This is a genomic window from Streptomyces sp. NPDC059247 (genome assembly GCF_042754005.1).
Classification (GTDB): Bacteria; Actinomycetota; Actinomycetes; order Streptomycetales; family Streptomycetaceae; genus Streptomyces.
Genome location: NZ_JBHYZW010000009.1, coordinates 172,685 through 195,110, shown reverse-complemented (window position 1 = coordinate 195,110; position 22,426 = coordinate 172,685). Strand labels below are relative to the sequence as shown.

Below are 22,426 nucleotides of genomic sequence, written 5' to 3'. Positions count from 1 at the left end.
CCGGGAGCGGTCACCCGGGCGACGCCGGACGGTCACCGCCGTTCCGTACCGTGGCCGCGCCGCTCGAAGAAGAGTTCGGTGGCGGTCCCTCAGGACGTACTCCCGCCCCTCCCTCTGGAGTGACCGTTCCATGACCAGGCTCTCCGTCGTCGTCCCCTGCTTCAACGAGGAGGACGTCGTCGAACTCTTCGACGCGCGGATGCGCCAGGTGCTCGACACCCTCCCCGTCGGCTACGAGATCTGCTACGTCGACGACGGCAGCTCCGACGGGACACTGGCCAAGCTGCGCGGGATCGCCGCCCGGCACCCCCACCGCACCCAGTACGCCTCCTTCAGTCGCAACTTCGGCAAGGAGGCGGCCATGCTCGCCGGACTGCGCAAGTCCACCGGCGACGCCGTGGTCATCATGGACGCCGACCTCCAGCATCCGCCGGAGCTGCTCGCGCGGATGCTCGACCTGCACCACCAGGGCCACGACCAGGTCATGGCGCGCCGCACCCGCGAGGGCGACAAGAAGGTCCGGTCCGCCCTCAGCCGTGTGTACTACCGGGCCGTCAACCGCTGGGTGGACGTCGAACTCACCGACGGGGTCGGCGACTTCCGGCTGCTGTCCCGCCCCGCCGTCGACGCCCTGCTCTCGCTCCCCGAGTACAACCGCTTCTCCAAGGGGCTGTTCTCCTGGATCGGCTTCGACACCGTCACCTTCGACTACCAGAACGCCGCGCGCGAGGGAGGCGAGACGAAGTGGCGGTTCAGCTCGCTCGTCAACTACGGCATGGACGGGCTGATCTCCTTCAACAACCGCCCGCTGAGGATCGCCCTCTGGCTCGGCATGATGCTCACCGGTCTCGCCGCCCTCTACGCCGTCTGGGTGACCGTCGCCGCCCTCAGCCAGGGCGTCACCGCCCCCGGATACGTCACGCTGGTCGCGATCATCGTGGGCCTCGGGGGCGTGCAGATGGTGATGCTGGGGCTGATCGGGGAGTACATCGGCCGCATCTACTACGAGACCAAGCGCCGCCCGCACTTCCTCGTGAAGGAGACCCACCGCTCCTTCGGCCGGGGCGCCGCCGAACGCGCCGCCGCCGGACGCGCCCGGGTCGTCGCCACCGAGGGGGAGCGCTGATGGGGCCGGGGGGGTCGAGCGGGCGGTCCGGGGCGGGGGGGTCGGAGGGGGCCGGTGGGCTTGGTGGGCCCGGTGGTCTTGGTGGCTCGGGTGGCTCGGGTGGCTCGGGTGGTCCCGGTGGTCCTGGTGGGCCCGGTGGTTTCGTCAGCCCCAGCAGCCCCAGCAGCCCCAGCAGTCCTGGAGGCCCCAGTGGTCCTAGCAGCCCCAGCAGCCCCGGTAGGGCGCGCGACCGGGGCGCGAGGGAGGCGGCCGGACGGGGCCAGGGGGCGGAGGAGACGACCGGAGAGGAGACCGCCGGAGAGAAGACGGCCGGACAGGGCCGGGGCGCGGAGGCGACCGGCGGACGGCCCCGGCGCGCGCGGCTCGCCGAGATCTTCCGCTTCGCCCTGGTCGGCGGGGTCAACACCGTGACCTTCTTCGGCTGTTACCTGCTGCTCCACCCCTGGATGCCGTACTTCGCCGCCTACTCCCTCGCCTTCCTCCTCAGCATGGTCGGCTCCTTCTTCCTCAACACCTACTTCACCTACCGCACCCGGCCGACCTGGAAGAAGTTCGCCCTCTTCCCCCTCACCAACGTCACCAACTACCTGGTGCAGAGCGTCGGCCTGTACGCCCTGGTCAGCTGGGCCGCGATGGACGACAGGATCGCGCCGCTCGTCGCCGCCGTCGTCGCGATCCCCTTCACCTACCTCATCTCCCAGCGCATCCTGGTGCCGCGCGGCACCGGCCAGGACCCCACCGCCTCCGGTCCAGGAAGCGGAACGGACGAGCGGCAGCCCTCCCGCCTCGCGTAGATTGCCTGGCAGCCGCCGCCCGGGAGCGGGCGCCGCGCAGGACAGCCGAGTGAGGACGACGCAGGTGGCGACGCACGTGACGACGCAGCAGGGCACGCAGGCGACGGGAGAGGCGGACCTCGCGCGACCGTATGTGACGGAGGCCCGCAGGATCGTCGTCAAGGTCGGCTCCTCCTCGCTCACCACCGCGTCCGGGGGCCTCGACGCCGACCGCGTCGACGCCCTCGTCGACGTCCTCGCCAAGGTCCGCAGCGGCGGCGAGAAGGAGATCGTCCTCGTCTCCTCCGGCGCCATCGCCGCGGGCCTCGCCCCCCTCGGACTCACCCGCAGGCCCAAGGACCTCGCCCGCCAGCAGGCCGCCGCCAGCGTCGGCCAGGGCCTCCTCGTCGCCCGCTACACCGCCTCCTTCGCCCGCTACGGCGTCCGCGTCGGCCAGGTCCTCCTCACCACCGACGACACCAGCCGCCGCGCCCACTACCGCAACGCCTACCGCACCCTGGACCAGTTGCTCGCCATGGGCGCCCTGCCGGTCGTCAACGAGAACGACACCGTCGCCACCGACGAGATCCGCTTCGGCGACAACGACCGCCTCGCCGCCCTCGTCGCCCACCTCGTCCGCGCCGACCTCCTCGTCCTCCTCTCCGACGTCGACGGGCTCTACGACGGCGACCCCGCCAAGCCCGGCACCTCCCGGATCGCCCGGGTCACCGGACCCGAGGACATCGCCCACGTCGAGATCGGCGCCGCGGGCAAGGCGGGCGTCGGCACCGGAGGCATGGTCACCAAGGTCGAGGCGGCCCGGATCGCCGCCGCCGCGGGCATCCCCGTCGTCCTCACCTCCGCGAGCCGCGCCGCCGACGCCCTCACCGGCCGGGACACCGGCACGTACTTCCACCGCACCGGCCGCCGCTCCGCCGACCGGCTGCTCTGGCTCGCCCACGCCTCCACCCCGCAGGGCTCCCTCACTCTCGACGACGGAGCCGTCCGCGCCGTCGTCGAAGGCAAGAAGTCGCTGCTCGCGGCCGGTGTCGCGGCCGTCGAGGGCGACTTCGTGGCGGGCGACCCCGTCGAACTGCGCGACACCGGGGGCCGGGCCGTCGCCCGTGGCCTCGTCCACTTCGACGCCAAGGAACTGCCCCAGATGCTCGGACGTTCCACCCACGTCCTCGCGAAGGAACTCGGGCCCGAGTACGAGCGGGAGGTCGTCCACCGGGACGACCTGGTCGTCATCGGCCATCCCGCCCGCCCCACCCGAAACGGCTGAAAGTACGGCCATCCGGAAGGGACGTTCACCAAAACCGCCCCACGTACGCCCTCGGACTGGTCAACTTTGTCCCGGGGGCAAGAGCAGGGCGGGGACAGCACCACACGCATCACACAGGAGGCCGCCGGTGAGACGAGCGCGCCCAGGGGCACCGCCCCGAGGGACTGCCGAACGCGCCCTGACCAGTGTCGAGGCCGGAGCCGACTTCGACGAGACACGGGCCAGGTCAGAGGACAGGAAGACCGAACCCGGCACGGAGCCACGGGAGTCACGCGAGGTACGGGAGGTGCGGGCCGAGCAGCGGCCCGTGTCCAAGCTCTGGCACATCACCCTCAGCGTGTCCGGGGTGGAGTCGCCCCTGAAGGAGGTGCGGCGCGGGCTCGAACAGCTCGCCCACGACCACCCCTTCCTGCTGACCAGCCGTTACGCCAACGACCACGCCGAGATCCGCTACTGGGAGGAGGCCCGCGACCTCCACGACGCCGCGGCCGTCGCGCTGCGCCTCTGGGGCGAGCACCGGCAGACCGCGAAGCTGCCGCCGTGGGAGATCGTCGGCCTCGAGGTCATCGACCGCGAGACCTACCACCAGCGCATCGCGGAGGGCTACGGCCCGCCCCCGGCGGCCCCGGTCGGCGTCCACCCGTACTGACCGCCGCACCGGCACCGGCCGACCGGGGCTCCGCCGCCCGGGAAGGCCGTCGTCCCGTGGCGCGGGGAGCACGTCTCGGAGTGCGGGATACGTGAGGGATGTCCGCGGGGCTGCCAGTACCCTGCGGGCATGACCTCGCTCACGCCCCTCGACAACCTGTCCCCGGTCACCCGGGCCGCCTACCGGGCCCGTGGCGCCGCCGCCGAAATCGCGCCACTCCCGCGCGCGGCCAAGGACGACGCCCTGCTGGCGATCGCGGACGCCCTGGAAGTGCGTACCGCCGAGATCGTCGAGGCCAACGCCGAGGACATCGCCAAGGCCCGCGAGGCCGGGACCAGCGAATCGGTCGTCGACCGGCTGACCCTCACTCCCGAGCGCGTCCGGGCCATCGCCGCCGACGTCCGCCATGTCGCCGCGCTGCCCGACCCCGTCGGCGAGGTCGTCCGGGGCTCGACCCTCCCCAACGGCATCGACCTGCGCCAGGTCCGCGTCCCGCTCGGCGTCGTCGGCATCATCTACGAGGCCCGCCCCAACGTCACCGTCGACGCCGCCGCACTCTGCCTCAAGTCCGGCAACGCCGTCCTGCTGCGCGGCTCCTCCTCCGCCTACGCCTCCAACGCCGCCCTGGTGAAGGTCCTGCGCGACGCCATCGGCGGCGCCGGACTGCCCGCCGACGCCATCCAGCTCGTCCCCGGCGAGTCCCGCGAATCGGTCCGCGAACTGATGCGCGCCCGTGGCCTCGTCGACGTCCTCATCCCGCGCGGCGGCGCCTCCCTGATCCGCACGGTCGTCGAGGAGTCCACCGTCCCCGTCATCGAGACCGGCACCGGCAACTGCCACGTCTACGTCGACGCGCAGACCGACCTCGACATGGCCGTCGACATCCTGATCAACTCCAAGGCCCACCGGGTCAGCGTCTGCAACGCGGCCGAGACCCTCCTCGTCCACCAGGACGTCGCCGACGCCTTCCTGCCCCGGGCCCTCGACGCCCTCGCCGAGGCGGGCGTCACCGTCCACGCCGACGAGCGGGTCCTCGCCCTCGCCGAGGGCTCCAAGGCCACCGTCGTCCCGGCCACCGCCGAGGACTGGGAGACCGAGTACCTGTCGTACGACATCGCCGCCGCCGTCGTCGACTCCCTCGACAAGGCCGTCGAACACATCCGGATGTGGTCCTCCGGCCACACCGAGGCGATCGTCACCACCTCGCAGGCCGCGGCCCGTCGTTTCACCCAGTTGGTCGACTCGACCACGGTCGCCGTGAACGCCTCCACCCGGTTCACGGACGGCGGACAGTTCGGCTTCGGCGCGGAGATCGGGATCTCCACCCAGAAGCTGCACGCCCGGGGCCCCATGGGCCTTCCGGAGCTGACCTCGACCAAGTACATCGTCACCGGTGACGGTCACGTGCGGTAATCACCTCCTTTCGGTACGGGCGGGGAGGGTTCGCACTCTCCCTGCCCAAAACCCCCTGCCGGGTCTACTCTGAATCCGTGCCGGACGACGTGGGGGGCAAGCCGTTCCAGGACGGCGGGGACCCCGAGGACGCTGTCGACCGCGGAGGCGCCGACGAGGTCTACGCCGACGTGGTCTTCGACGAGGACTTCGTACGGGCCGCGGCCTTCCACGAACCGACCGCCGTCGAGCGGCTGCTCGCCGCGGCCCAGGCCCGTGCCGAGGCCGAGTCCGCCCGGGCCCGTGCGGGCGGCGGACCCGCCGACGACGACCCCTACGGGGAGCGCCGCGACCTTGCCGGCCCCACCTACGAACCCGACGACGTCGGGGACGACGCCAGCCCCTACGGCCGCCACGGCGGGGCCCTGCGGCCCTACCGGGGCAGCGCCCGCTGGCACCGGCCGGTGGCCTGGCTGCTCGCCCTCGTCATGGGCGTCGGCATGGTCGCCCTCGCCTTCAGCGCCGTCTACCGGGGCGCCGCCGCCAACCGGCAGGACCAGGTCCCGCCGCCCGCCACCACGGGCGTCGACGCGCCCAACCCGAATCCGGCCCCGCCCGTCGCCCAGGTACCCGCCGTGCGGTCCACGTCACCCGGATAGCGGTCGGCGGCCCCCACCGGTCCCCCGGACGGCGGAATTCTTCCGAACTTGTCGTGTACCTGGGCGTTTACCGAAGCCCCCGCCGACCTACCCTGAAAGTATGGCAAGCCGTGGCGACCCACCCGAGGGGACGCCCGAGGGGCTCCCCGGCGGTGGTGAGGACGAGTACCGGTCCGTCGTCTTCGACGAGGCGTTCGTCCGCGCTGCCCGCCTCCAGGAGTTCTCGGCCAGCGAGCGCATGGGCGAACCGGCCCGCGCCGTCCGCAGCGCCCCAGCCGTCCGGGACAGCCGCAGCGGCTCCCGCCCCACCGTCCTGCTGGTCCTGCTGATCCTCCTGGCCTTCGGCACCGCCCTCTACCTGGGCGTCCGCAACCCCTACCAGCCACCCCCCGACCAGCGGGCCGAACCGCTCAGGACCACCGTCGTCCCGCTCGCCCCCCGGGGCCCCGTCGTCGGCGGTACGCCCGAGCGGCTCTTCGACCACAGCCCGGCCGCCGAGTACGGGGTCGGCGCCGCCGGGATCAACCTGCCCCTCGCCGGGCGCACCTCCCACTTCGCCGAGAGCCAGGTCGTCACCGCCCTCAGCATCGCCAAGGACTACCTCGTGGCCTCCGGCCTGGAGCCCGACGTCCTCTCCGGGGCGACCGTGCGGCCCCCGCGCGTACTGCTCGACCCCGACCAGCTGGAGCAGTTCGACCGGAGCGTCGAGACACCGGCCGACGACGGCAGACACGCCCTCGCCGCCTGGATCGTCCGCTTCGACCCCCGACAGGCCGTCCTCGCGGACCCCGGCGTCCGGGTCCAGGGAGTCCTCCACTACGAGGAGACCGGCACCGAAACCCTCGACGTCCTCGCGGACCACACGTACACCTACGCCCTCCGCCCGGCCGCCCAGGCGCCGGGCGGCGCGGCCTCCCTCTTCACCGTTCACCGCGTCGTCCGCTTCCGCTTCGACCGCGACGACCTGCGTATGCACCGGGCCGAGCTGCTGACCAGCACGGCCGAGGCGGGCCCCCAGGCCTGCGGCCCGGACGGCACCGGAGCCCTGCGACCGCTCCTGGCGGGCGCACGGGCCCCGGACGGCGGCCGACCTCCGGTCACCGACCCGTACGCCACGGCCCGGCCCGCCACCCCGTCCCTCTGCGGAACGCTGGCCCCGACCGCCCAGCCCTCCCCATAGCCCGTCCAGCCCGCCCTGCCCGTCCACGAGCACCGGCGATCATGCCCACCGGGCGGACGCCGGGCGGTCAGCGTCATGCCCGCCGGTCGGGCCGACGCGGGATGGCCGGGGCGGTGCCTGCCTGCTGGGCGGTCGTGTCCGACGCCGGGAAGCGCCGACGGCCGGTGCCCGACGCCGGGAAGTACCGGGCGGGCGGGCGATGGCGGGAGGGGAGTGCCGGGCGATCAGCGGGCCTACTTCTCGGTGCTTCCGGTGTCGCCGTCGCCGGCGTCCGGCGTGCCCCGCTCGCCCTCGGCGGCCTTGCCGCCCTGCGCGCTCTTGTCCCCCTGGCCGCCGCCGAAGCGGTTGCGCAGCCGTCCGCCCAGGTCGCCCGCCAGGTCACCGGCGCCGCCCGCTATGTCCCCGACCAGCTTCAGCAGGGGATCCTTGCTGGTCCGCACGGTCTCGGCATAGTGCCCCGCGGACTCGCGGAAGGCGTCCGTGACGGAGGTGTCCTTGTCCTCCGTGCGCTTCGGGTAGTGCCCGTCCATGATCCGCTGGAAGTCGCGGCTCTCCGCCCACTTCTTCAGCTCCGCCGCCCGGACGGTGGTGAAGGGGTGCGTCCTGGGCAGCACGTTGAGGATCTTCAGGACCGAGTCCCGCAGGTCACCGGCCTTCTCGTACTCCTCGGCCTGGGCCAGGAACGCGTCCACGTTCATCTCGTGGAGGTGGTTGCCGCCCGCGATCTTCATCAGCCCGCGCATCGAGGCCCGTACGTCCTGCCCGACGAGGAGCCCGGCCCGGTCGGCGGAGAGCTCCGACTTGCGGAACCACTCGCGCAGCGCCGTCACGATCGCGGTGATCGCCACGTTCCCCAGCGGGATCCAGGCGACCTTGAGCGCGAGACCGGTCAGGAAGAGCAGCACCGTGCGGTAGACGGAGTGCCCGGAGAGGGCGTGGCCGACCTCATGGCCGACGACCGCCCGCATCTCCTCCTCGTCGAGGAGCTCCACCAGACCGGTGGTGACCACGATGATCGGCTCGTCGAGGCCGATGCACATCGCGTTCGGCTTCGGGTCCTGCGTCACGTACATCGGCGGGACCTTCTCCAGGTCCAGGATGTAACAGGCGTCCCGCAGCATGTCGTTGAGATGGGTGAACTGGGCGTCACTCACCCGGACGGAGTCCGAGAGGAAGAGGAGTCGCAGACTGCGCTCGGGCAGGAGCCCGCTGAGCGCCTTGAAGACCGTGTCGAAGCCGCTGAGCTTGCGCAGCGCCACCAGCGCCGACCTGTCGGCCGGATGTTCGTAGGCTCGTGAGGAGATGCCGGAGAACCGCCTGCGCTGCCTGCTCGGCACGCTCCCCTGGTCGTTCTCGGTCATGGATGCCCCCTGTTCGTACGAGTCGGTGCTCGTCCCCCTGACCACACCCACCCTAGGCGCTGGCGCTACCGTGTGCCGGGGCCCTGTGGATAACTCGGGCGCCACGGACGACCGAGGAGCACGACCGACATGCCGGACACCGCAGACTCCGCGACCACCCTGCTCGCCGCCGCCGCGCAGCAGGGGCCCGGCGACACCCTCCGCATCGTGCTGCTCGTCTCCCTCGTGGGCGGCGCCCTGCTCGCCTGGTTCCTGTTGCGCGGCTACCGCACCGAGGACCCCGACCCGACCGGTACGACGAACGCCCCCGCCGCCACGGAGTCCACCGGCACCGGGAAGCCCACCGACACCGCCGACGGCACCACGGAGCGCGACGCCAACGCCTGAGTCGGCGTGGGCCTCTCCGGACCGCCCGCATACGATGTGCGCGAAGTCTCCGCTCCCATCCCCGATCGATAGGTCTGTCGAAGATGAGTCTCCACAGCACCGCCACCCACCTGGTCTCTCTCGCCGAGGGCGGCGAGCACGGCGGCAACCACCACAGCCTCAACCCCTACATCATCGGCTTCGGCGCGCTCGGTGCCCTGCTCCTGCTGCTGTGGATCACCACCCGCTTCAACCGCGACCGCTGAACGGGAGACCCTGATCAGGCGTCTGCCGCCGTGCCAGTAGGCTCTGCACGCATGGGAGAGCAGGAAGTGCCTACTGGCGGGCGCGGCAAGCGCCGACTCGGCGTGATGGGCGGAACCTTCGACCCGATCCACCACGGACACCTGGTGGCGGCCAGCGAGGTCGCCGCCCTGTTCCACCTCGACGAGGTGGTGTTCGTGCCGACCGGGCAGCCGTGGCAGAAGAGCGACAAGACCGTGTCCTCCGCGGAGGACCGCTACCTCATGACGGTCATCGCCACCGCGTCCAACCCGCAGTTCTCGGTCAGCCGGATCGACATCGACCGAGGCGGAGCGACCTACACCATCGACACCCTGCGGGACCTGCGCTCTCTCAACAGCGACTCGGACCTCTTCTTCATCACCGGGGCCGACGCGCTGTCGCAGATCCTCACCTGGCGCGACGCCGAGGAACTCTTCTCGCTCGCCCACTTCATCGGCGTCACCCGGCCGGGCCACGACCTCACCGACGACGGCCTGCCCAAGGGCGGCGTCTCGCTGGTCGAGGTGCCCGCGCTCGCCATCTCCTCCACCGACTGCCGGGCGAGGGTCGCACAGGGCGATCCCGTCTGGTACCTGGTCCCGGACGGCGTGGTGCGCTACATCGACAAGCGCCAGTTGTACCGCGGCGAGTGAGCTGCCGCGGCGAGTGAGCTTCGGGGAGGGGCACCCGTGAACGACCAGCAGCATCCGTACGATCCGTACCGTCCGCAGCCGCAGATCATCGGCTACGACGAGTACGGCCAACCGGTGTACCAGCAGCCACAGACGCCCCCACAGGCATCCGGGCAGCACTACGACCCGTACGGCGCACAGCAGACCCAGCAGCCGCAGCAGGCCTACGGCTACGACCCCTACGCCCAGCAGCCGGGCCAGCCCCAGCAGCCCTCCTACGACCCCTACGGGCAGCAGGGCTACACCTACCCCGGCTACGACACCGGACAGCAGTGGGCCGCCCAGCCCGAGGCGGCCCAGGCCCCCGCGCAGGCACCCGCCCCGGCCCAGACCCCCGTGCGGACCCCGCCCGCCGCGCCCGTCGCGGCCCCGACGGGCGTCCCCGGACAGCGCCCCGCACCCGAACGGCCCACCCCGGCCCGTACCGGCGAAGGCCCCGCCGGGACCGACGACGAGGACCGCGACCACCGCGCCGAGCAGTTCTCCTTCATCGAGGAGCCCGACGAGGACTCCGAGGACGTCATCGACTGGCTCAAGTTCACCGAGAGCCGCTCGGAACGCCGCGAGGAGGCCAGGCGCCGGGGCCGCAACCGGATCGTCGCCCTGGTCGTCGTCCTCGTCCTCGCCGTCGTGGGCGGCGTCGGCTACCTCTGGTCCGCCGGCCTCCTCCCCGGAACGTCCGACGGCGAGACCAGGACCGGCGGCACCGCGACCGGCCCGCAGAAACGCGACACCATCGTCGTCCACCTCCACGACACCAGAAGCGGCCGGACCTCCACCGCCCTGCTCGTGGAGAACACGACCACCCGCCAGGGCACCACCGTGCTGCTCCCCAACTCCCTCGTCGTCGCCGACGACGAGGGAGTGGCCACCACCCTCGGCACATCCGTCGAGGACGACGGCTCCGGCGGAACCCGGCAGGCGGTCGACAACCTCCTCGGAACCGACATCACCGGCACCTGGCGCCTGGACACCCCGTACCTGGAGAACCTCGTCGAGACCCTCAGCGGCATCGAGGTGGACACCGACGTCGACGTGCCCGACACCAAGAAGGGCGCGGATCCGCTGGTCCGCAAGGGTGAGAAGCAGACCCTCAACGGGCGCGCCGCCGTCGCCTACGCCACCCACCGGGTGCCCGGCGAGCCCGAGGCCGCGCAGCTCCAGCGCTTCGGACAGGTCATGTACGGCGTGCTGCGGAAGTTCTCCTCCGACCCCGGTGCCGCCACGGTCACGGTCCAGACCCTCCAGCAGATCCTCGACCCCTCCCTCCCCGAGAAGGACCTGGGCGCCTCCCTGGCCAAGCTCGCCGAGCACGCCAAGATGGGCGCGTACAAGACGAGCGTCCTCCCGGTGGCCGAGGACGGCACACTGACCGAGGGCGCGGGCGAGAGCCTGGTCAAGGACGTCCTGGGCGGCAAGGTCACCGCGCCCAAGACCGACGGAGTGCCCCGGGTCTCGGTCCGTGACGCCTCGGGCAAGAAGGCGACCGAATCGGCCCGGGTCGTCCTGGCCAACGGCGGCTACGCCTTCGTCGGTGGCGTGGAAGCGCCGACACAGGAGAAGTCGCAGGTCATCTACGGCGACGACACCCAGAGGGCGACGGCCGAAGAGGTCGCCAAGACGCTGGACCTCCCGGCCTCCTCGGTCACCAAGGGGAAGCCCACCCGGGCAGCCGTGGTCACCGTGGTCCTGGGCCAGGACTACAAGGTCAAGAAGACCGCTCGGTAACAGGCGCCCGGACCGGTGCCGGGCGGCCCCGAGCCGCCCCCGCGGGACCGGTCCGGGCGGCCCGGCGCCGGCCCCCGGAAAACGTTGGCGGGGCCGTCGGCGGTCCGTGAGACCCTGGAGGGGTACTGGACCGCCGACGAAAGCCTGCTTGTGACCGCCACGGATCGTTCCATCGAACTCGTCAACGCCGCCGCTCAGGCGGCCGCCGACCGGCTCGCGCACGACATCATCGCGTACGACGTCAGTGATGTGCTGTCGATCACCGACGCCTTCCTGCTCGCCTCCGCGCCCAACGACCGCCAGGTCAAGTCGATCGTCGACGAGATCGAAGAGCGACTCAACAAGGACCTCGGCGCCAAGCCGGTCCGCCGCGAAGGCGACCGCGACGCCCGCTGGATCCTGCTGGACTACGTCGACATCGTCGTCCACGTCCAGCACAGCGAGGAGCGCGTCTTCTACGCGCTCGAGCGCCTGTGGAAGGACTGCCCCGAGCTGCCCCTCCCCGAAGACGCCCGGAAGACCCAGGGCAAGGGCGCCGAGCACGCCGCCCTGACCGGTGTCGACCTCTCCGAGCACGCCGCCGGGCTGCCCGACGAAGTGGACGGTGAGCTGCGCTGAGCACCACCGAGGGCGGCAGGGGCCGTCGCATCGTGCTCTGGCGCCACGGCCAGACCTCCTGGAACCTGGAGCGCCGTTTCCAGGGCTCGACCGACATCGAGCTGACGGAGACCGGCGTCGCCCAGGCGCGCCGGGCCGCCCGGCTGCTCGCCGCGCTGGAACCGGACGCCATCGTGGCCTCCGACCTGAAGCGGGCGGCGGCCACCGCCGCCGAGCTGGCCACGCTCACCGGTCACTCCGTCGCCCACTACTCCGCGCTGCGCGAGACGTACGCGGGGGAGTGGCAGGGCCTGACCCACGACGAGATCGTCACGCGGTACGGCGATCAGTACGCGGCGTGGAAGCGCGGCGAGCCCGTGCGCCGGGGCGGCGGGGAACTGGAGAGCGAGGTGGCCGACCGGGCCGCCCCGGTCGTCCTGGACCACGCCGACAAGCTGCCCCAGGACGGCACGCTCGTCGTGGTCAGCCACGGCGGCACGATCCGCACCACCATCGGCCGGCTCCTCGGCCTCGAAGCCCGTCACTGGGAGAGCCTCGGCGGTCTCTCGAACTGCTGCTGGTCCGTCCTCGGCGAGGGCGCCCGAGGCTGGCGGCTGACGGAGCACAACGCGGGCACGCTGCCCGAGCCGGTGCTCGGCGACGACACCTGAGCCCCCCGGTCGGCCGACCGGACCCGGATTTCACTTTCCGGCAGGTCACAGGCTAAAGTTCTTCTTGTTCGCAGCGCAGAGCGCGAAGAACACGAGGGGCTATAGCTCAGTTGGTAGAGCGCCTGCATGGCATGCAGGAGGTCAGGAGTTCAATTCTCCTTAGCTCCACAGTCACCGGATCCCGTCCCCTTCAGGGGGGCGGGATCCGTCGTTTCCGTCCGTCGCGCCGCACAGGGACGCGACCCTGAGACGGCTCTCCTCGTCGTCCGGCGTGTGGACCACGATCCGGCACTCCGGCATCCCGTTCACGGAGAGGGAGACCGAGGTCATCCGGACCTCGCCCACCCGTGCGTGCCGGAAGACCTTCACCCGGGCCCCCGGCGCCACCACGTCCGCGCCGCGCCACAGCCGGGCGAAATCGGGACTCGTCTCCACCAGCGCCCGTATGAACTCCTCCCAGGCGCGCTCGTTCACATGGTGTCCGTACGCGCCCCGCAGCCGGGCCACCATCAGCGGCAGTTCCCGCCGCCGGTCGACCACCGGGCACACCGCCTCCGAGGCGCCGCACAGGGCCCACAGCGCGTTGCGGACGCCGGACGGGCCCGTGTCCGGTTCCTGCCCGTCCCGGAAGAAGAGCCGCTCGTACGCGCCGTTGGTGGCGAGCACGTCGTACCGCGCGTTGTAGAGCACCGCCGGGTGCGGATCCAGGGCGTCGAGGATGCCCTGGATCTCCCGGCCGACCTCGGGAAGGTCGGACGCGGACGGCTCCGGGGCGTACGGCACCTCGGCCAGCCGGTAGAGGTGCTCGCGCTCGGGGCGGTCGAGCCGCAGCGTACGGGCGACCGCGTCGAGGACCTGCGCCGACGCGTTGATCGGACGCCCCTGCTCCAACCACGTGTACCAGGTCACGCCGACCCCGGAGAGCCGGGCGACCTCCTCGCGGCGCAGACCGGGCGTGCGGCGGCGGAGCCCCGGTGGCATCCCGACGTCCTCCGGTGACACCCGGGCCCTGCGACCCCGCAGGAAGGCGGCCAGTTCCGGTCGTCGGCGCCGGTGTGCCGGTACGGCGGTCATGATCGTCCCACCCCCATGGTCGAGTCCCCGTGCCGCCGTCACCAGGTGCTGTCGCCACCGGCGTCGGCGGGCTCCCACCCGTGCCGCACCTCGGTCACGCTCGGCGCGCGACCTCGACCACGACCCGTCCCCCAACCAGTAAAGACGGTGGCACCGACAACCGACCCGGATCACCGCCGGGAGTGGTGCCCGCCGCCCGGTCCACGGCGCTCCCCGGCGTCTCCGCGTCAACGTCGCGGCCCCGACGACCCGTGCACGCGCGCGTGGACCCGGCATCGCCCCCTACGGCGGCGGCATCGTCACCGACGCTGCCCACGCGCACGCGCGTGGACCCGGCCGCCCCGCACCGGGCGGGCCGTCCCGCGGAACGCGCGCGTCCTGTTGGACGACGCCGCAGGCCCCGGCCGTCGCCGTGCTCGCGGGCGGGCCGGTCGGGCCGCCACGCCGAGCGGGCCGCCCCCTTGCGGGACCATGGCAGAATCGGACGGCCGGAGGGGGACGAGATTCCGGATGGGAGGGTGACCCAAGTGCTCGGTGACAACGGCGGGGTGTGTCCCATGGGCGCACGGCGCGCGGTCGCGGCCGGAGCTCGCTGATGGGTGCGCACAGGCGGAAATGCGACTGGTGCGGCAGTGGTACGCCCATCGTGCGCGACATGGAACCCGTCAACCCCGGGTTCCAGTACTGGTGCGAGGAGTGCGCACGGGCGCTGATCATAAAAGGCGACCCCATCGAGACGTACCGCGAACTCGAGGGGGAACCGATCTACGGCCGGCTCCTCGACGAGCACTGCACCCTCAAGCGGTTCTACTCCTTCGCCACGGCCTGACGCCGCAGCGTCAGCGCGTACCCCACGAACACCGCGGTCGCCGTCAGCGGATAGACGGCCGAGAGCAGCATCTGGCCCGCGTTCTGGTCCAGTTCGGGCCGCCCCGGGTCGTGCGGGACCCACCACAGCATGAACGAGGCGAAGGCCAGGGCCACCGCACCCGTCACCGGCCACGCGCGCGTGGAGCGGTCCGCGAGCAGGATCAGCAGCGGCACGCACCAGACCCAGTGGTGGGACCAGGAGATCGGACTGATCATCAGCGCGGTGAACGCGCAGACGACCACCGCCACCGCCTTGTCGCCGCGCACGGCCGCCCGTACCGCCAGCACCATCGCCGCGCCGCCGAGGAGCGCCGCGGTCACCGCCCACCACATGCCCGGATCGTCGGTGTGCATCAGCCGGGCCAGCACCCCCCGGATCGACTGGTTGGCGGTCTCCTCGGCGAAACCGACCCGCCCGGTCTCGAACAAGGTCTCCGTCCAGAACCGCCGGGAGTCGGCGGGCAGGGCCACCGCCACCGCCAGCGTCGTCCCGAGGAACACCCCCGTCGCCGTCGCCGCCGTGCGCAGCCACTGGTTCCAGGTCCGGTCCCGCCGCCACAGGAGGAACCCGGCGACGAGCAGCAGGACCACGAAGAGCCCTGGTGTGAGCTTCACCGCCGTCGCCAGACCGATGCCCAGACCGGCCCAGCGGCTGCCCGCCCGGCGCGTCAGGTCCCAGAGCACCGCCACGGCTATCAGCAGGTTGATCTGGCCGTACCGCAGCGTCGTCCACACCGGCTCGCACCAGACCACGACGGCGGCGACCCACAGCGTCGTACGCCACAGGTCCGTACGGGACAGCGACGGGCGGACCAACTGGAGCGACAGCTGCACCAGAGCGACCACCAGGAGCAGGTTCCCCGCGGTGGCCAGCGTCCGCATCAGCGGCACGCCCACCAGGGTCAGCGGGACGAACAGCAGCGCCGCGAACGGCGGGTAGGTCATGCCCAGGTTCGCGGAGGTGGCGCGCATCGCGTACAGATCGCCGCCCGCGAGGACCGTCTCGCCCTCGGCGCGGTAGACCATCACATCGAGCATGTTCACGTGGGCCAGGCGTTGCGCCGCCCAGAAGGCCACGAACGAGAACAGACAGACCGCCGCGGCGGTGGCCAGGGGCCACGGCCGGGCGCGGGTTCGGGAGAGCACGGAGACGGACACAGTCGGCGACCCTACCCGGCGGGTCGGAAGGGCCCCGGGAATCGATTTGGAGATCTGCCGGGGAGCCGGTTAATGTTCTGTCTGTCGCCGCGAGGGAAACCGGAACGGAGACGGAAAGCAAGGGGCTATAGCTCAGTTGGTAGAGCGCCTGCATGGCATGCAGGAGGTCAGGAGTTCAATTCTCCTTAGCTCCACAGTGAGGAAAGCGGGCCACCCGGATCGGGTGGCCCGCTTTCTCGTGTCCCCTCCCTTCCGGTCCCTTCCGACCCGTGTGCCGCGACCGCTCCCCGGAACACCGGTGCGGCCCGCACGGGCCCTGCGGTACCCTGGCGCCATGCGTGCCGTACGCCTTCTGCTTACCGAGCCGCGCTGATCAGTCCCGACGGACGACAGACATTCCGTCGGAGTCGGCGCGGCGTCCCCTCCTGTGCGAGGGGATTTTTCATTTCACGGCAGTCCGTGGCAGTGGGCAGAGACGATCGATGGAGCTTCAAGGACCATGACCGAGATCAATACGGCCGTCGAGACGGCGGCCCCGCATCGCTACACGGCGGCCATGGCCGCCGACATCGAGGCACGCTGGCAGGACTTCTGGGACGCCGAGGGCACCTACGAGGCGCCCAACCCCACCGGTGACCTGGCGGGCGACCCCGAGGTCGTCGCACGCCCCAAGAAGTTCATCATGGACATGTTCCCGTACCCCTCGGGCGCGGGACTGCACGTCGGCCACCCGCTCGGCTACATCGCCACGGACGTCTTCGCCCGCCACGCGCGCATGACCGGCCACAACGTGCTGCACACCCTCGGCTTCGACGCCTTCGGCCTGCCCGCCGAGCAGTACGCCGTGCAGACCGGCACGCACCCGCGCGTGTCCACCGAGGCCAACATGGAGAACATGAAGGTCCAGCTGCGCCGGCTGGGCCTGGGCCACGACAAGCGCCGGTCGTTCGCCACGATCGACCCCGAGTACTACAAGTGGACCCAGTGGATCTTCCTGCAGATCTACAACGCCTGGTACGACGCCGAGGCCGGGAAGGCCCGTCCGATCGCCGAGCTGATCGAGCAGTTCGAGAACGGCACCCGTGAGATCCCCGGCTCCACGCGCGCGTGGAACGAGCTGACCGCCACCGAGCGCGCCGACATCCTGGGCGAGTACCGCCTGGCGTACACCTCCGAGGCGCCGGTCAACTGGTGCCCCGGCCTGGGCACCGTCCTGGCCAACGAGGAAGTCACCTCCGACGGCCGCTCCGAGCGCGGCAACTTCCCCGTCTTCAAGGCCAAGCTGCGCCAGTGGAACATGCGGATCACCGCCTACGCGGACCGCCTCCTGGACGACCTGGACGCGCTGGACTGGCCCGAGGCCATCAAGCTGCAGCAGCGCAACTGGATCGGCCGCTCCGAGGGCGCCCGCGTCGACTTCCAGGTCGGCGACACCGGCGCCATCACCGTCTTCACCACCCGCCAGGACACCCTGTTCGGCGCCACCTACATGGTCCTGGCGCCCGAACACGACCTGGTCGACCAGATCGTCCCGGCCGCCTGGCCCGAGGACACCCACGACGTGTGGACCGGCGGACACGCCACCCCGTCCGAGGCCGTCGACGCCTACCGCAAGCAGGCCGCCTCCAAGTCCGACGTCGAACGGCAGGCCGACGCCAAGGAGAAGACCGGCGTCTTCACCGGCGCCTACGCGACCAACCCGGTCAGCGGCGACCGCGTCCCGGTCTTCATCGCCGACTACGTCCTGATGGGCTACGGCACCGGCGCCATCATGGCCGTCCCCGCCCACGACAGCCGCGACTTCGCCTTCGCGCGCGCCTTCGAGCTGCCGATGCGCTGCGTCGTCGAGCCCGACGACGAGCGCGGCACCGACCCCGCCACCTGGGACGACGCCTTCGCCTCGTACGACGCGAAGCTGGTGAACTCCGCCAGCGGCGAGATCTCCCTGGACGGCCTGGGCGTCGTCGACGCCAAGGCGAAGATCACCGCCTGGCTGGCCGACCGAGGCATCGGCGAGGGCACGGTCAACTTCCGGCTCCGTGACTGGCTGTTCAGCCGCCAGCGGTACTGGGGCGAGCCCTTCCCGATCGTCTACGACGAGGACGGCGTCGCCCACGCGCTGCCCGAGTCGATGCTGCCGCTGGAGCTCCCCGAGGTCGAGGACTACTCGCCCCGCACCTTCGACCCGGACGACGCCGACACCCGGCCGGAGCCCCCGCTGTCCCGCAACGAGGACTGGGTCGACGTCACCCTGGACCTCGGAGACGGCAACGGCCCGCGCCGCTACCGCCGCGAGACCAACACCATGCCCAACTGGGCCGGTTCCTGCTGGTACGAGCTGCGCTACCTGGACCCGCGCAACTCCGAGAAGCTGGTCGACCCGACCGTCGAGGAGTACTGGATGGGCCCCCGCGAGGGAATGCCCACCGGTGGCGTCGACCTGTACGTCGGCGGCGCCGAGCACGCCGTACTGCACCTGCTGTATGCGCGGTTCTGGTCCAAGATGCTGTTCGACCTGGGCCACATCTCCTCCGCAGAGCCGTTCCACAAGCTGTACAACCAGGGCATGATCCAGGCCTTCGTCTACCGCGACGCGCGCGGGATCGCCGTCCCCGCGGTCGAGGTCGAGGAACGCGACGGAGCCTTCTGGTACGAGGGCGAGAAGGTCAGCCGCGTCCTGGGCAAGATGGGCAAGTCCCTGAAGAACGCCGTGACGCCCGACGAGATCTGCTCCGAGTACGGCGCCGACACCCTGCGCCTGTACGAGATGGCGATGGGCCCGCTGGACGTCTCCCGCCCCTGGGACACGCGCGCGGTGGTCGGCCAGTACCGGCTGCTCCAGCGGCTGTGGCGCAACATCGTCGACGAGGCGACCGGCGAGGCCACCGTCGTCGGCACCGAGCCCGACGAGGACACCCTGCGCGCCCTGCACAAGGCGATCGACGGTGTCGCCCAGGACATGGCCGCGATGCGCTTCAACACCGCCATCGCCAAGGTGACCGAGCTGAACAACCACCTGACGAAGTCGGGCGGCGCGCTGTCCCGGTCCGTCGCGGAGCGGCTGGTCCTGCTGGTCGCCCCGCTGGCCCCGCACATCGCCGAGGAACTGTGGCGCAAGCTCGGGCACACCGACTCGGTCGTCCACCAGGACTTCCCGGTCGCCGACCCGGCGTACCTCGTCGACGAGACCGTGACCTGCGTCGTGCAGATCAAGGGCAAGGTCAAGGCCCGCCTGGAGGTCCCCCCGTCGATCACCGACGCCGAGCTGGAGGCACTGGCCCTGGCCGACCCCCACGTGGTCGGCGCGCTGGGCGGCGCCGAGATCCGCAAGGTGATCGTGCGCGCGCCGAAGCTGGTCAACATCGTCGCCGGCTGACGGACCCAGGGGTTTCCCCTACGGGCAGGTTGGGGGTTCCGATGGAACCCCCGACCTGCCTCTTCCGTTTACGGTGGAGGAACCACATCAGTGGGGACTCGACGGACGCCGGAGGGGCGCACATGGAAGCCGCGATTATCACGATCATGGCGCTGCTCTTCTTGTCGTTCGTGGCGCTCGGCGTCTACGTGACGGTCAAGGCGGTCAAGGCGGCCAAACGAGGGGTCGACCGCACGATCGACCAGGCCCGGCGCACGGTCGAGGACACCACCCTGCGGGCCAAGAGCTTCGGCCAGACGGGAGTCGCGGGCGAGCTGGCCAGACTCCGGCTCTCCCTGCGCACCTCGATGCGAGCCACTCAGGAGGCCCTCCAGGCCGGTGTCGGAGAGGACGCCTCCCTGAAGGAGTCCCTCGACCTGTTCCACCGGCTCAGCGCGCACGGGCTCGAACTGGACGACGACCTCAGGCGCCTCGAACGGGAACCCGACCGGGCCTGGGTGTCCGGACAGCTCCCCGACCTCACCGCCCGCACCGAGCGGATCACCGGCTCCGCCGACGCGCTGCGCCGCGCGGCCCGGGACCGGGCCCTGAAGTTCGCCGAGGACGACCTGTCGGCGCTCAGCGACCAGATCGACGTCGAGGCGGGCGCCCTGCGCCACTGGACCGACCCCGAGACCACGTCGGCCGGAACCGGCGCCACCGGAACCGCTCCCGGAGGACGGACCGGATGGGAACACCCCTCGGAACAGCACGGACAGGCCGGGCAGGCCGGGCAGGCCGCTCCGGGCCACGAGAACGAACGGCCCGCGATCACGGCCCCCGACCCCCGGCGGATCCCCTACTCCTGGGAGAAGTCGGCCCGCCCCGAGACCACCACCTGACCCCCCGACCGGCCCGGGACCGCGCCGGGTCCACACCCCCGGACGGCCCCGCCGGGCATCGGCGGTGGGGGCCGGGCTGCCGTGCCGGGGCAACGCCGGGTAACCTCCCGCTCATGTCCCGGCATGTCGCGATCGTCACCGATTCCACGGCCTACCTGCCACGTCGGACGAGGGAGCGGCACGCCATCGTCACGGTGCCGCTGACCGTCGTCATCGGCGACCGCGCCTTGGAGGAGGGCACCGAGATCTCGGCGCAGGCACTCGCCGAGGCCCTGCAGAAGAGACGGCCCGTCACCACCTCGCGGCCGAGCCCCGAAGTCTTCGCCGAGGCCTACCGGGAAGCCGCCGAGGCAGGGGCGAAGGGCGTCGTCTCGCTCCATCTGTCCGCCGAGGTCTCCGGCACCTATGACGCCGCCGTGCTCGCGGCGAAGGACGCCCCCCTGCCCGTGAGGGTCGTCGACACCCGGATGATGGGCATGGCACTCGGCTTCTGCGCCCTGGAGGCCGCCAGGGTCGCCGAGGCCGGCGGCTCCCTCGACGAAGCGGTCGCCGCCGCCGAGAAACGCGCCGAGGGAACCAGCGCCTACTTCTACGTCGACACCCTCGACTATCTGCGCCGGGGCGGCCGGATCGGCGCCGCGCAGGCACTCCTCGGCTCCGCCCTCGCGGTGAAGCCGCTCCTCGAACTCGACAACGGACGGATCGAACTACGGGAGAAGGTGCGGACGGCCTCGAAGGCCATCGCCCGCCTGGAGGAGATCGCCGTGGAACGGGCCGGTACCGGCGCCGTGGACATCGCCGTCCACCACCTCTCCGCGCCCGAACGGGCCGCCGCCCTCGCCGACCGGCTCAGGGAACGCGTACCGGGCACGGCGGACGTGCAGGTCAGCGAGGTGGGCGCGGTCATCGGCGCGCACACGGGCCCCGGGCTGCTCGCGGTCGTCGTCTCCCCGCGCTGAGGCTGCCCATCCCCCGGGAGGGTGACGGGGTTTTCCACAGCGGGGCGCCTGTCCACGGAACCCGAGCGCGCCCCGCACGGCGGGGTCGCGGTCCCTACCGTCAGCCCCATGACCCTTCACACACGTACGGCGACGACCCTCCCCGATCGTCCGGTGGACCTTCCCGGCGCCCCGGGTCCGGCGGTCGGGCACGGCGCGGTATCCGGGCACGGTACGGCTTCCGGGCGCGCCAGGCGCCGGGTTCGCGTCCGGCGGGCGGCCGTGGTGCCGGGGGACGGCACCCGGCACCGGGGTGACGCGCTGTTCCCGGGCGCGGCCCCGTCACCGGGGACGGTCCCGTCACCGGGCGCGGCCCGGTCACCGGGGACGGTCCCGCAGGAGACGGCGGCCGAACCGGTGCGGGGGACCCCTGAGGAACCCGAGGCATGGCAGCGCGGCTCACCGCCGGGGGCCCGCCGACGACTGGCGGCGCTGCGCGAGCGGACCCCGGTGTGGGTGCAGACCCGGTGCGGCCTCGAACCGAGGACACTGGCCGCCCTGACGGTGGTCCTGGTGGTGGCCGGGGGCCTCGCGGGCGGCTACTTCTGGACCGGGCGCCCGGAACCGGTGCGCGCCCCCGACCTCGTACGGGCCGCCGCGTCCATGGCCCCGCCCGCACCGGAACTCGTGCCGCGCGCCGGGGCGGAAGCGGGACGGGGCGCGCTTCCCGCCCGGGGCGGGGCGAATCAGGGCGGGGCGAAGGTGATCGTCGACGTCGGCGGCAAGGTCCACCGGCCCGGGGTGCTGACGCTGCCCGCCGGGTCCCGGGTCGCGGACGCCCTCCGCGCGGCGGGCGGCGCGAAGGAGAACACGGACCTCACCGGCCTCAACCGGGCCCGGGTGCTCCTCGACGGCGAACAGGTCCTCGTCGGACTGCCGGGCATCTCCGCACCGGGGCCCGGCCCCGGCTCCGGTGCGGGGAATGGCGGGCCGGGAGTGCCGCTGAGTCTGAACACGGCCACGGTGGAGCAACTCGACGGTCTCCCGGGGGTCGGCCCCGTCCTCGCCGGGCACATCGTCGACCACCGGACGGAGCACGGAGGCTTCCGCTCGGTCGGGGAACTGCGCGAGGTCAACGGCATCGGTGAGCGTCGGTTCGCCGACCTCGAACCACTGGTCCGGCCGTGAGGCGGAGCGCGGGACGGGGCGGAGTACGGGACGCGGAGACGGCTCCGGGGCAGGGGGAGGCGGCGGTCGAGGAACGGGGCGGGGTAACGGCCCAGAGCCCCGGGAGGGACGGGGACCCGACGGACTCGGGTGGAGCAGAGCGCCCCACGACGCACCGGAGGGACGAGGGGCCGACGG

General features: G+C 72.1%; 21 protein-coding genes and 2 tRNA genes. 20 read left to right on the top strand and 3 right to left on the bottom strand.

Translation table 11 applies throughout. The features are described from left to right. The first annotated feature begins 130 nt into the window (after window positions 1-130). The 7 genes from ACFXGN_RS18850 (at window position 131) to ACFXGN_RS18820 (ending at window position 7,064) form a co-directional block, all read left to right on the top strand. A complete protein-coding gene (locus ACFXGN_RS18850; RefSeq protein WP_384860213.1) occupies window positions 131-1,126 on the top strand; it encodes a glycosyltransferase family 2 protein in 996 nt (331 codons plus the stop codon). A gap of 371 nt (window positions 1,127-1,497) precedes the next feature. Beyond that, a complete protein-coding gene (locus tag ACFXGN_RS18845; protein WP_384860397.1) occupies window positions 1,498-1,920 on the top strand; it encodes a GtrA family protein in 423 nt (140 codons plus the stop codon). 133 nt (window positions 1,921-2,053) lie between these two features. Further along, window positions 2,054-3,184 (top strand): glutamate 5-kinase, encoded by a 1,131-nt coding sequence (gene proB / locus ACFXGN_RS18840; protein WP_384860394.1) that lies wholly within the window; start codon window positions 2,054-2,056, stop codon window positions 3,182-3,184. 127 nt (window positions 3,185-3,311) lie between these two features. Next, a complete protein-coding gene (locus tag ACFXGN_RS18835; RefSeq protein WP_384860211.1) occupies window positions 3,312-3,833 on the top strand; it encodes a hypothetical protein in 522 nt (173 codons plus the stop codon). 129 nt (window positions 3,834-3,962) lie between these two features. Next, complete coding sequence (locus ACFXGN_RS18830; RefSeq protein WP_384860208.1) at window positions 3,963-5,246, top strand: glutamate-5-semialdehyde dehydrogenase; 1,284 nt, start codon at window positions 3,963-3,965, stop codon at window positions 5,244-5,246. Between the two features lie 77 nt (window positions 5,247-5,323). Further along, window positions 5,324-5,884 carry a hypothetical protein gene (locus ACFXGN_RS18825; protein ID WP_384860206.1) on the top strand — a complete coding sequence of 187 codons (561 nt, stop codon included), beginning with the start codon at window positions 5,324-5,326 and terminating at the stop codon, window positions 5,882-5,884. A gap of 100 nt (window positions 5,885-5,984) precedes the next feature. Then, complete coding sequence (locus tag ACFXGN_RS18820; protein ID WP_384860204.1) at window positions 5,985-7,064, top strand: hypothetical protein; 1,080 nt, start codon at window positions 5,985-5,987, stop codon at window positions 7,062-7,064. Between the two features lie 233 nt (window positions 7,065-7,297). Here ACFXGN_RS18820 and ACFXGN_RS18815 read toward each other — a convergent pair whose 3' ends face one another. Then, on the bottom strand, window positions 7,298-8,425 hold the full coding sequence (locus tag ACFXGN_RS18815; protein ID WP_384860202.1) for a M48 family metallopeptidase: 1,128 nt from the start codon (window positions 8,423-8,425) through the stop codon (window positions 7,298-7,300). 129 nt (window positions 8,426-8,554) lie between these two features. On the opposite strand from ACFXGN_RS18815, the gene ACFXGN_RS18810 reads away from it, so the two are divergent. The 7 genes from ACFXGN_RS18810 to ACFXGN_RS18780 all read left to right on the top strand — a co-directional run bounded on the left by ACFXGN_RS18810 (window position 8,555) and on the right by ACFXGN_RS18780 (window position 12,932). After that, the gene (locus tag ACFXGN_RS18810) at window positions 8,555-8,812 is read left to right on the top strand and encodes a hypothetical protein (protein WP_384860403.1); all 258 of its coding nucleotides are present in this window, start codon (window positions 8,555-8,557) and stop codon (window positions 8,810-8,812) included. A gap of 83 nt (window positions 8,813-8,895) precedes the next feature. After that, a complete protein-coding gene (locus tag ACFXGN_RS18805; protein ID WP_384860200.1) occupies window positions 8,896-9,057 on the top strand; it encodes a hypothetical protein in 162 nt (53 codons plus the stop codon). Between the two features lie 51 nt (window positions 9,058-9,108). Further along, window positions 9,109-9,729, top strand: coding sequence for a nicotinate-nucleotide adenylyltransferase (gene nadD / locus ACFXGN_RS18800; protein WP_384860198.1), 621 nt, complete (start codon window positions 9,109-9,111; stop codon window positions 9,727-9,729). A 36-nt stretch (window positions 9,730-9,765) separates the two neighbouring features. Beyond that, complete coding sequence (locus ACFXGN_RS18795) at window positions 9,766-11,496, top strand: LCP family protein (protein WP_384860195.1); 1,731 nt, start codon at window positions 9,766-9,768, stop codon at window positions 11,494-11,496. 150 nt (window positions 11,497-11,646) lie between these two features. After that, entirely contained in the window at window positions 11,647-12,114 is a 468-nt protein-coding gene (gene rsfS, locus ACFXGN_RS18790) for a ribosome silencing factor (protein ID WP_384860192.1), read from the top strand. Then, window positions 12,111-12,764 (top strand): histidine phosphatase family protein, encoded by a 654-nt coding sequence (locus ACFXGN_RS18785; RefSeq protein WP_384860391.1) that lies wholly within the window; start codon window positions 12,111-12,113, stop codon window positions 12,762-12,764. The genes rsfS and ACFXGN_RS18785 overlap by 4 nt, the downstream gene beginning before the upstream one ends. Before the next feature lie 95 nt (window positions 12,765-12,859). Further along, window positions 12,860-12,932, top strand: a tRNA-Ala gene (locus ACFXGN_RS18780). 3 nt (window positions 12,933-12,935) lie between these two features. Here the strand turns inward: ACFXGN_RS18780 and ACFXGN_RS18775 are convergent. Beyond that, a complete protein-coding gene (locus ACFXGN_RS18775) occupies window positions 12,936-13,838 on the bottom strand; it encodes a helix-turn-helix transcriptional regulator (RefSeq protein WP_384860189.1) in 903 nt (300 codons plus the stop codon). Window positions 13,839-14,433: 595 nt separating this feature from the next. On the opposite strand from ACFXGN_RS18775, the gene ACFXGN_RS18770 reads away from it, so the two are divergent. Further along, window positions 14,434-14,667, top strand: coding sequence for a hypothetical protein (locus ACFXGN_RS18770; RefSeq protein ID WP_056559019.1), 234 nt, complete (start codon window positions 14,434-14,436; stop codon window positions 14,665-14,667). Here ACFXGN_RS18770 and ACFXGN_RS18765 read toward each other — a convergent pair. Then, a complete protein-coding gene (locus tag ACFXGN_RS18765) occupies window positions 14,646-15,866 on the bottom strand; it encodes a glycosyltransferase 87 family protein (protein WP_384860185.1) in 1,221 nt (406 codons plus the stop codon). The genes ACFXGN_RS18770 and ACFXGN_RS18765 overlap by 22 nt on opposite strands. Window positions 15,867-15,987: 121 nt before the next feature. Here ACFXGN_RS18765 and ACFXGN_RS18760 point away from each other — a divergent pair. The 5 genes from ACFXGN_RS18760 to ACFXGN_RS18740 all read left to right on the top strand — a co-directional run bounded on the left by ACFXGN_RS18760 (window position 15,988) and on the right by ACFXGN_RS18740 (window position 22,249). After that, window positions 15,988-16,060 (top strand) — tRNA-Ala (locus ACFXGN_RS18760). A 305-nt stretch (window positions 16,061-16,365) separates the two neighbouring features. Further along, window positions 16,366-19,242, top strand: coding sequence for a leucine--tRNA ligase (gene leuS, locus ACFXGN_RS18755; RefSeq protein ID WP_384860182.1), 2,877 nt, complete (start codon window positions 16,366-16,368; stop codon window positions 19,240-19,242). Between the two features lie 122 nt (window positions 19,243-19,364). Beyond that, window positions 19,365-20,123 carry a hypothetical protein gene (locus ACFXGN_RS18750; RefSeq protein WP_384860180.1) on the top strand — a complete coding sequence of 253 codons (759 nt, stop codon included), beginning with the start codon at window positions 19,365-19,367 and terminating at the stop codon, window positions 20,121-20,123. Window positions 20,124-20,236: 113 nt separating this feature from the next. Then, the gene (locus ACFXGN_RS18745) at window positions 20,237-21,082 is read left to right on the top strand and encodes a DegV family protein (RefSeq protein WP_384860177.1); all 846 of its coding nucleotides are present in this window, start codon (window positions 20,237-20,239) and stop codon (window positions 21,080-21,082) included. Between the two features lie 108 nt (window positions 21,083-21,190). Continuing rightward, a complete protein-coding gene (locus ACFXGN_RS18740; protein ID WP_384860175.1) occupies window positions 21,191-22,249 on the top strand; it encodes a helix-hairpin-helix domain-containing protein in 1,059 nt (352 codons plus the stop codon). Window positions 22,250-22,426 lie beyond the last annotated feature (177 nt).

Coding starts and splice junctions, on each gene's coding strand:
- ACFXGN_RS18850 (WP_384860213.1), top strand. CDS start 131: ATGACCAGGCTCTCCGTCGTCGTCCCCTGCTTCAACGAGGAGGACGTC.
- ACFXGN_RS18770 (WP_056559019.1), top strand. CDS start 14,434: ATGGGTGCGCACAGGCGGAAATGCGACTGGTGCGGCAGTGGTACGCCC.
- ACFXGN_RS18820 (WP_384860204.1), top strand. CDS start 5,985: ATGGCAAGCCGTGGCGACCCACCCGAGGGGACGCCCGAGGGGCTCCCC.
- ACFXGN_RS18750 (WP_384860180.1), top strand. CDS start 19,365: ATGGAAGCCGCGATTATCACGATCATGGCGCTGCTCTTCTTGTCGTTC.
- nadD (WP_384860198.1), top strand. CDS start 9,109: ATGGGAGAGCAGGAAGTGCCTACTGGCGGGCGCGGCAAGCGCCGACTC.
- ACFXGN_RS18740 (WP_384860175.1), top strand. CDS start 21,191: ATGACCCTTCACACACGTACGGCGACGACCCTCCCCGATCGTCCGGTG.
- leuS (WP_384860182.1), top strand. CDS start 16,366: ATGACCGAGATCAATACGGCCGTCGAGACGGCGGCCCCGCATCGCTAC.
- ACFXGN_RS18815 (WP_384860202.1), bottom strand. CDS start 8,425: ATGACCGAGAACGACCAGGGGAGCGTGCCGAGCAGGCAGCGCAGGCGG.
- ACFXGN_RS18745 (WP_384860177.1), top strand. CDS start 20,237: ATGTCCCGGCATGTCGCGATCGTCACCGATTCCACGGCCTACCTGCCA.
- ACFXGN_RS18775 (WP_384860189.1), bottom strand. CDS start 13,838: ATGACCGCCGTACCGGCACACCGGCGCCGACGACCGGAACTGGCCGCC.
- ACFXGN_RS18805 (WP_384860200.1), top strand. CDS start 8,896: ATGAGTCTCCACAGCACCGCCACCCACCTGGTCTCTCTCGCCGAGGGC.
- ACFXGN_RS18830 (WP_384860208.1), top strand. CDS start 3,963: ATGACCTCGCTCACGCCCCTCGACAACCTGTCCCCGGTCACCCGGGCC.
- ACFXGN_RS18810 (WP_384860403.1), top strand. CDS start 8,555: ATGCCGGACACCGCAGACTCCGCGACCACCCTGCTCGCCGCCGCCGCG.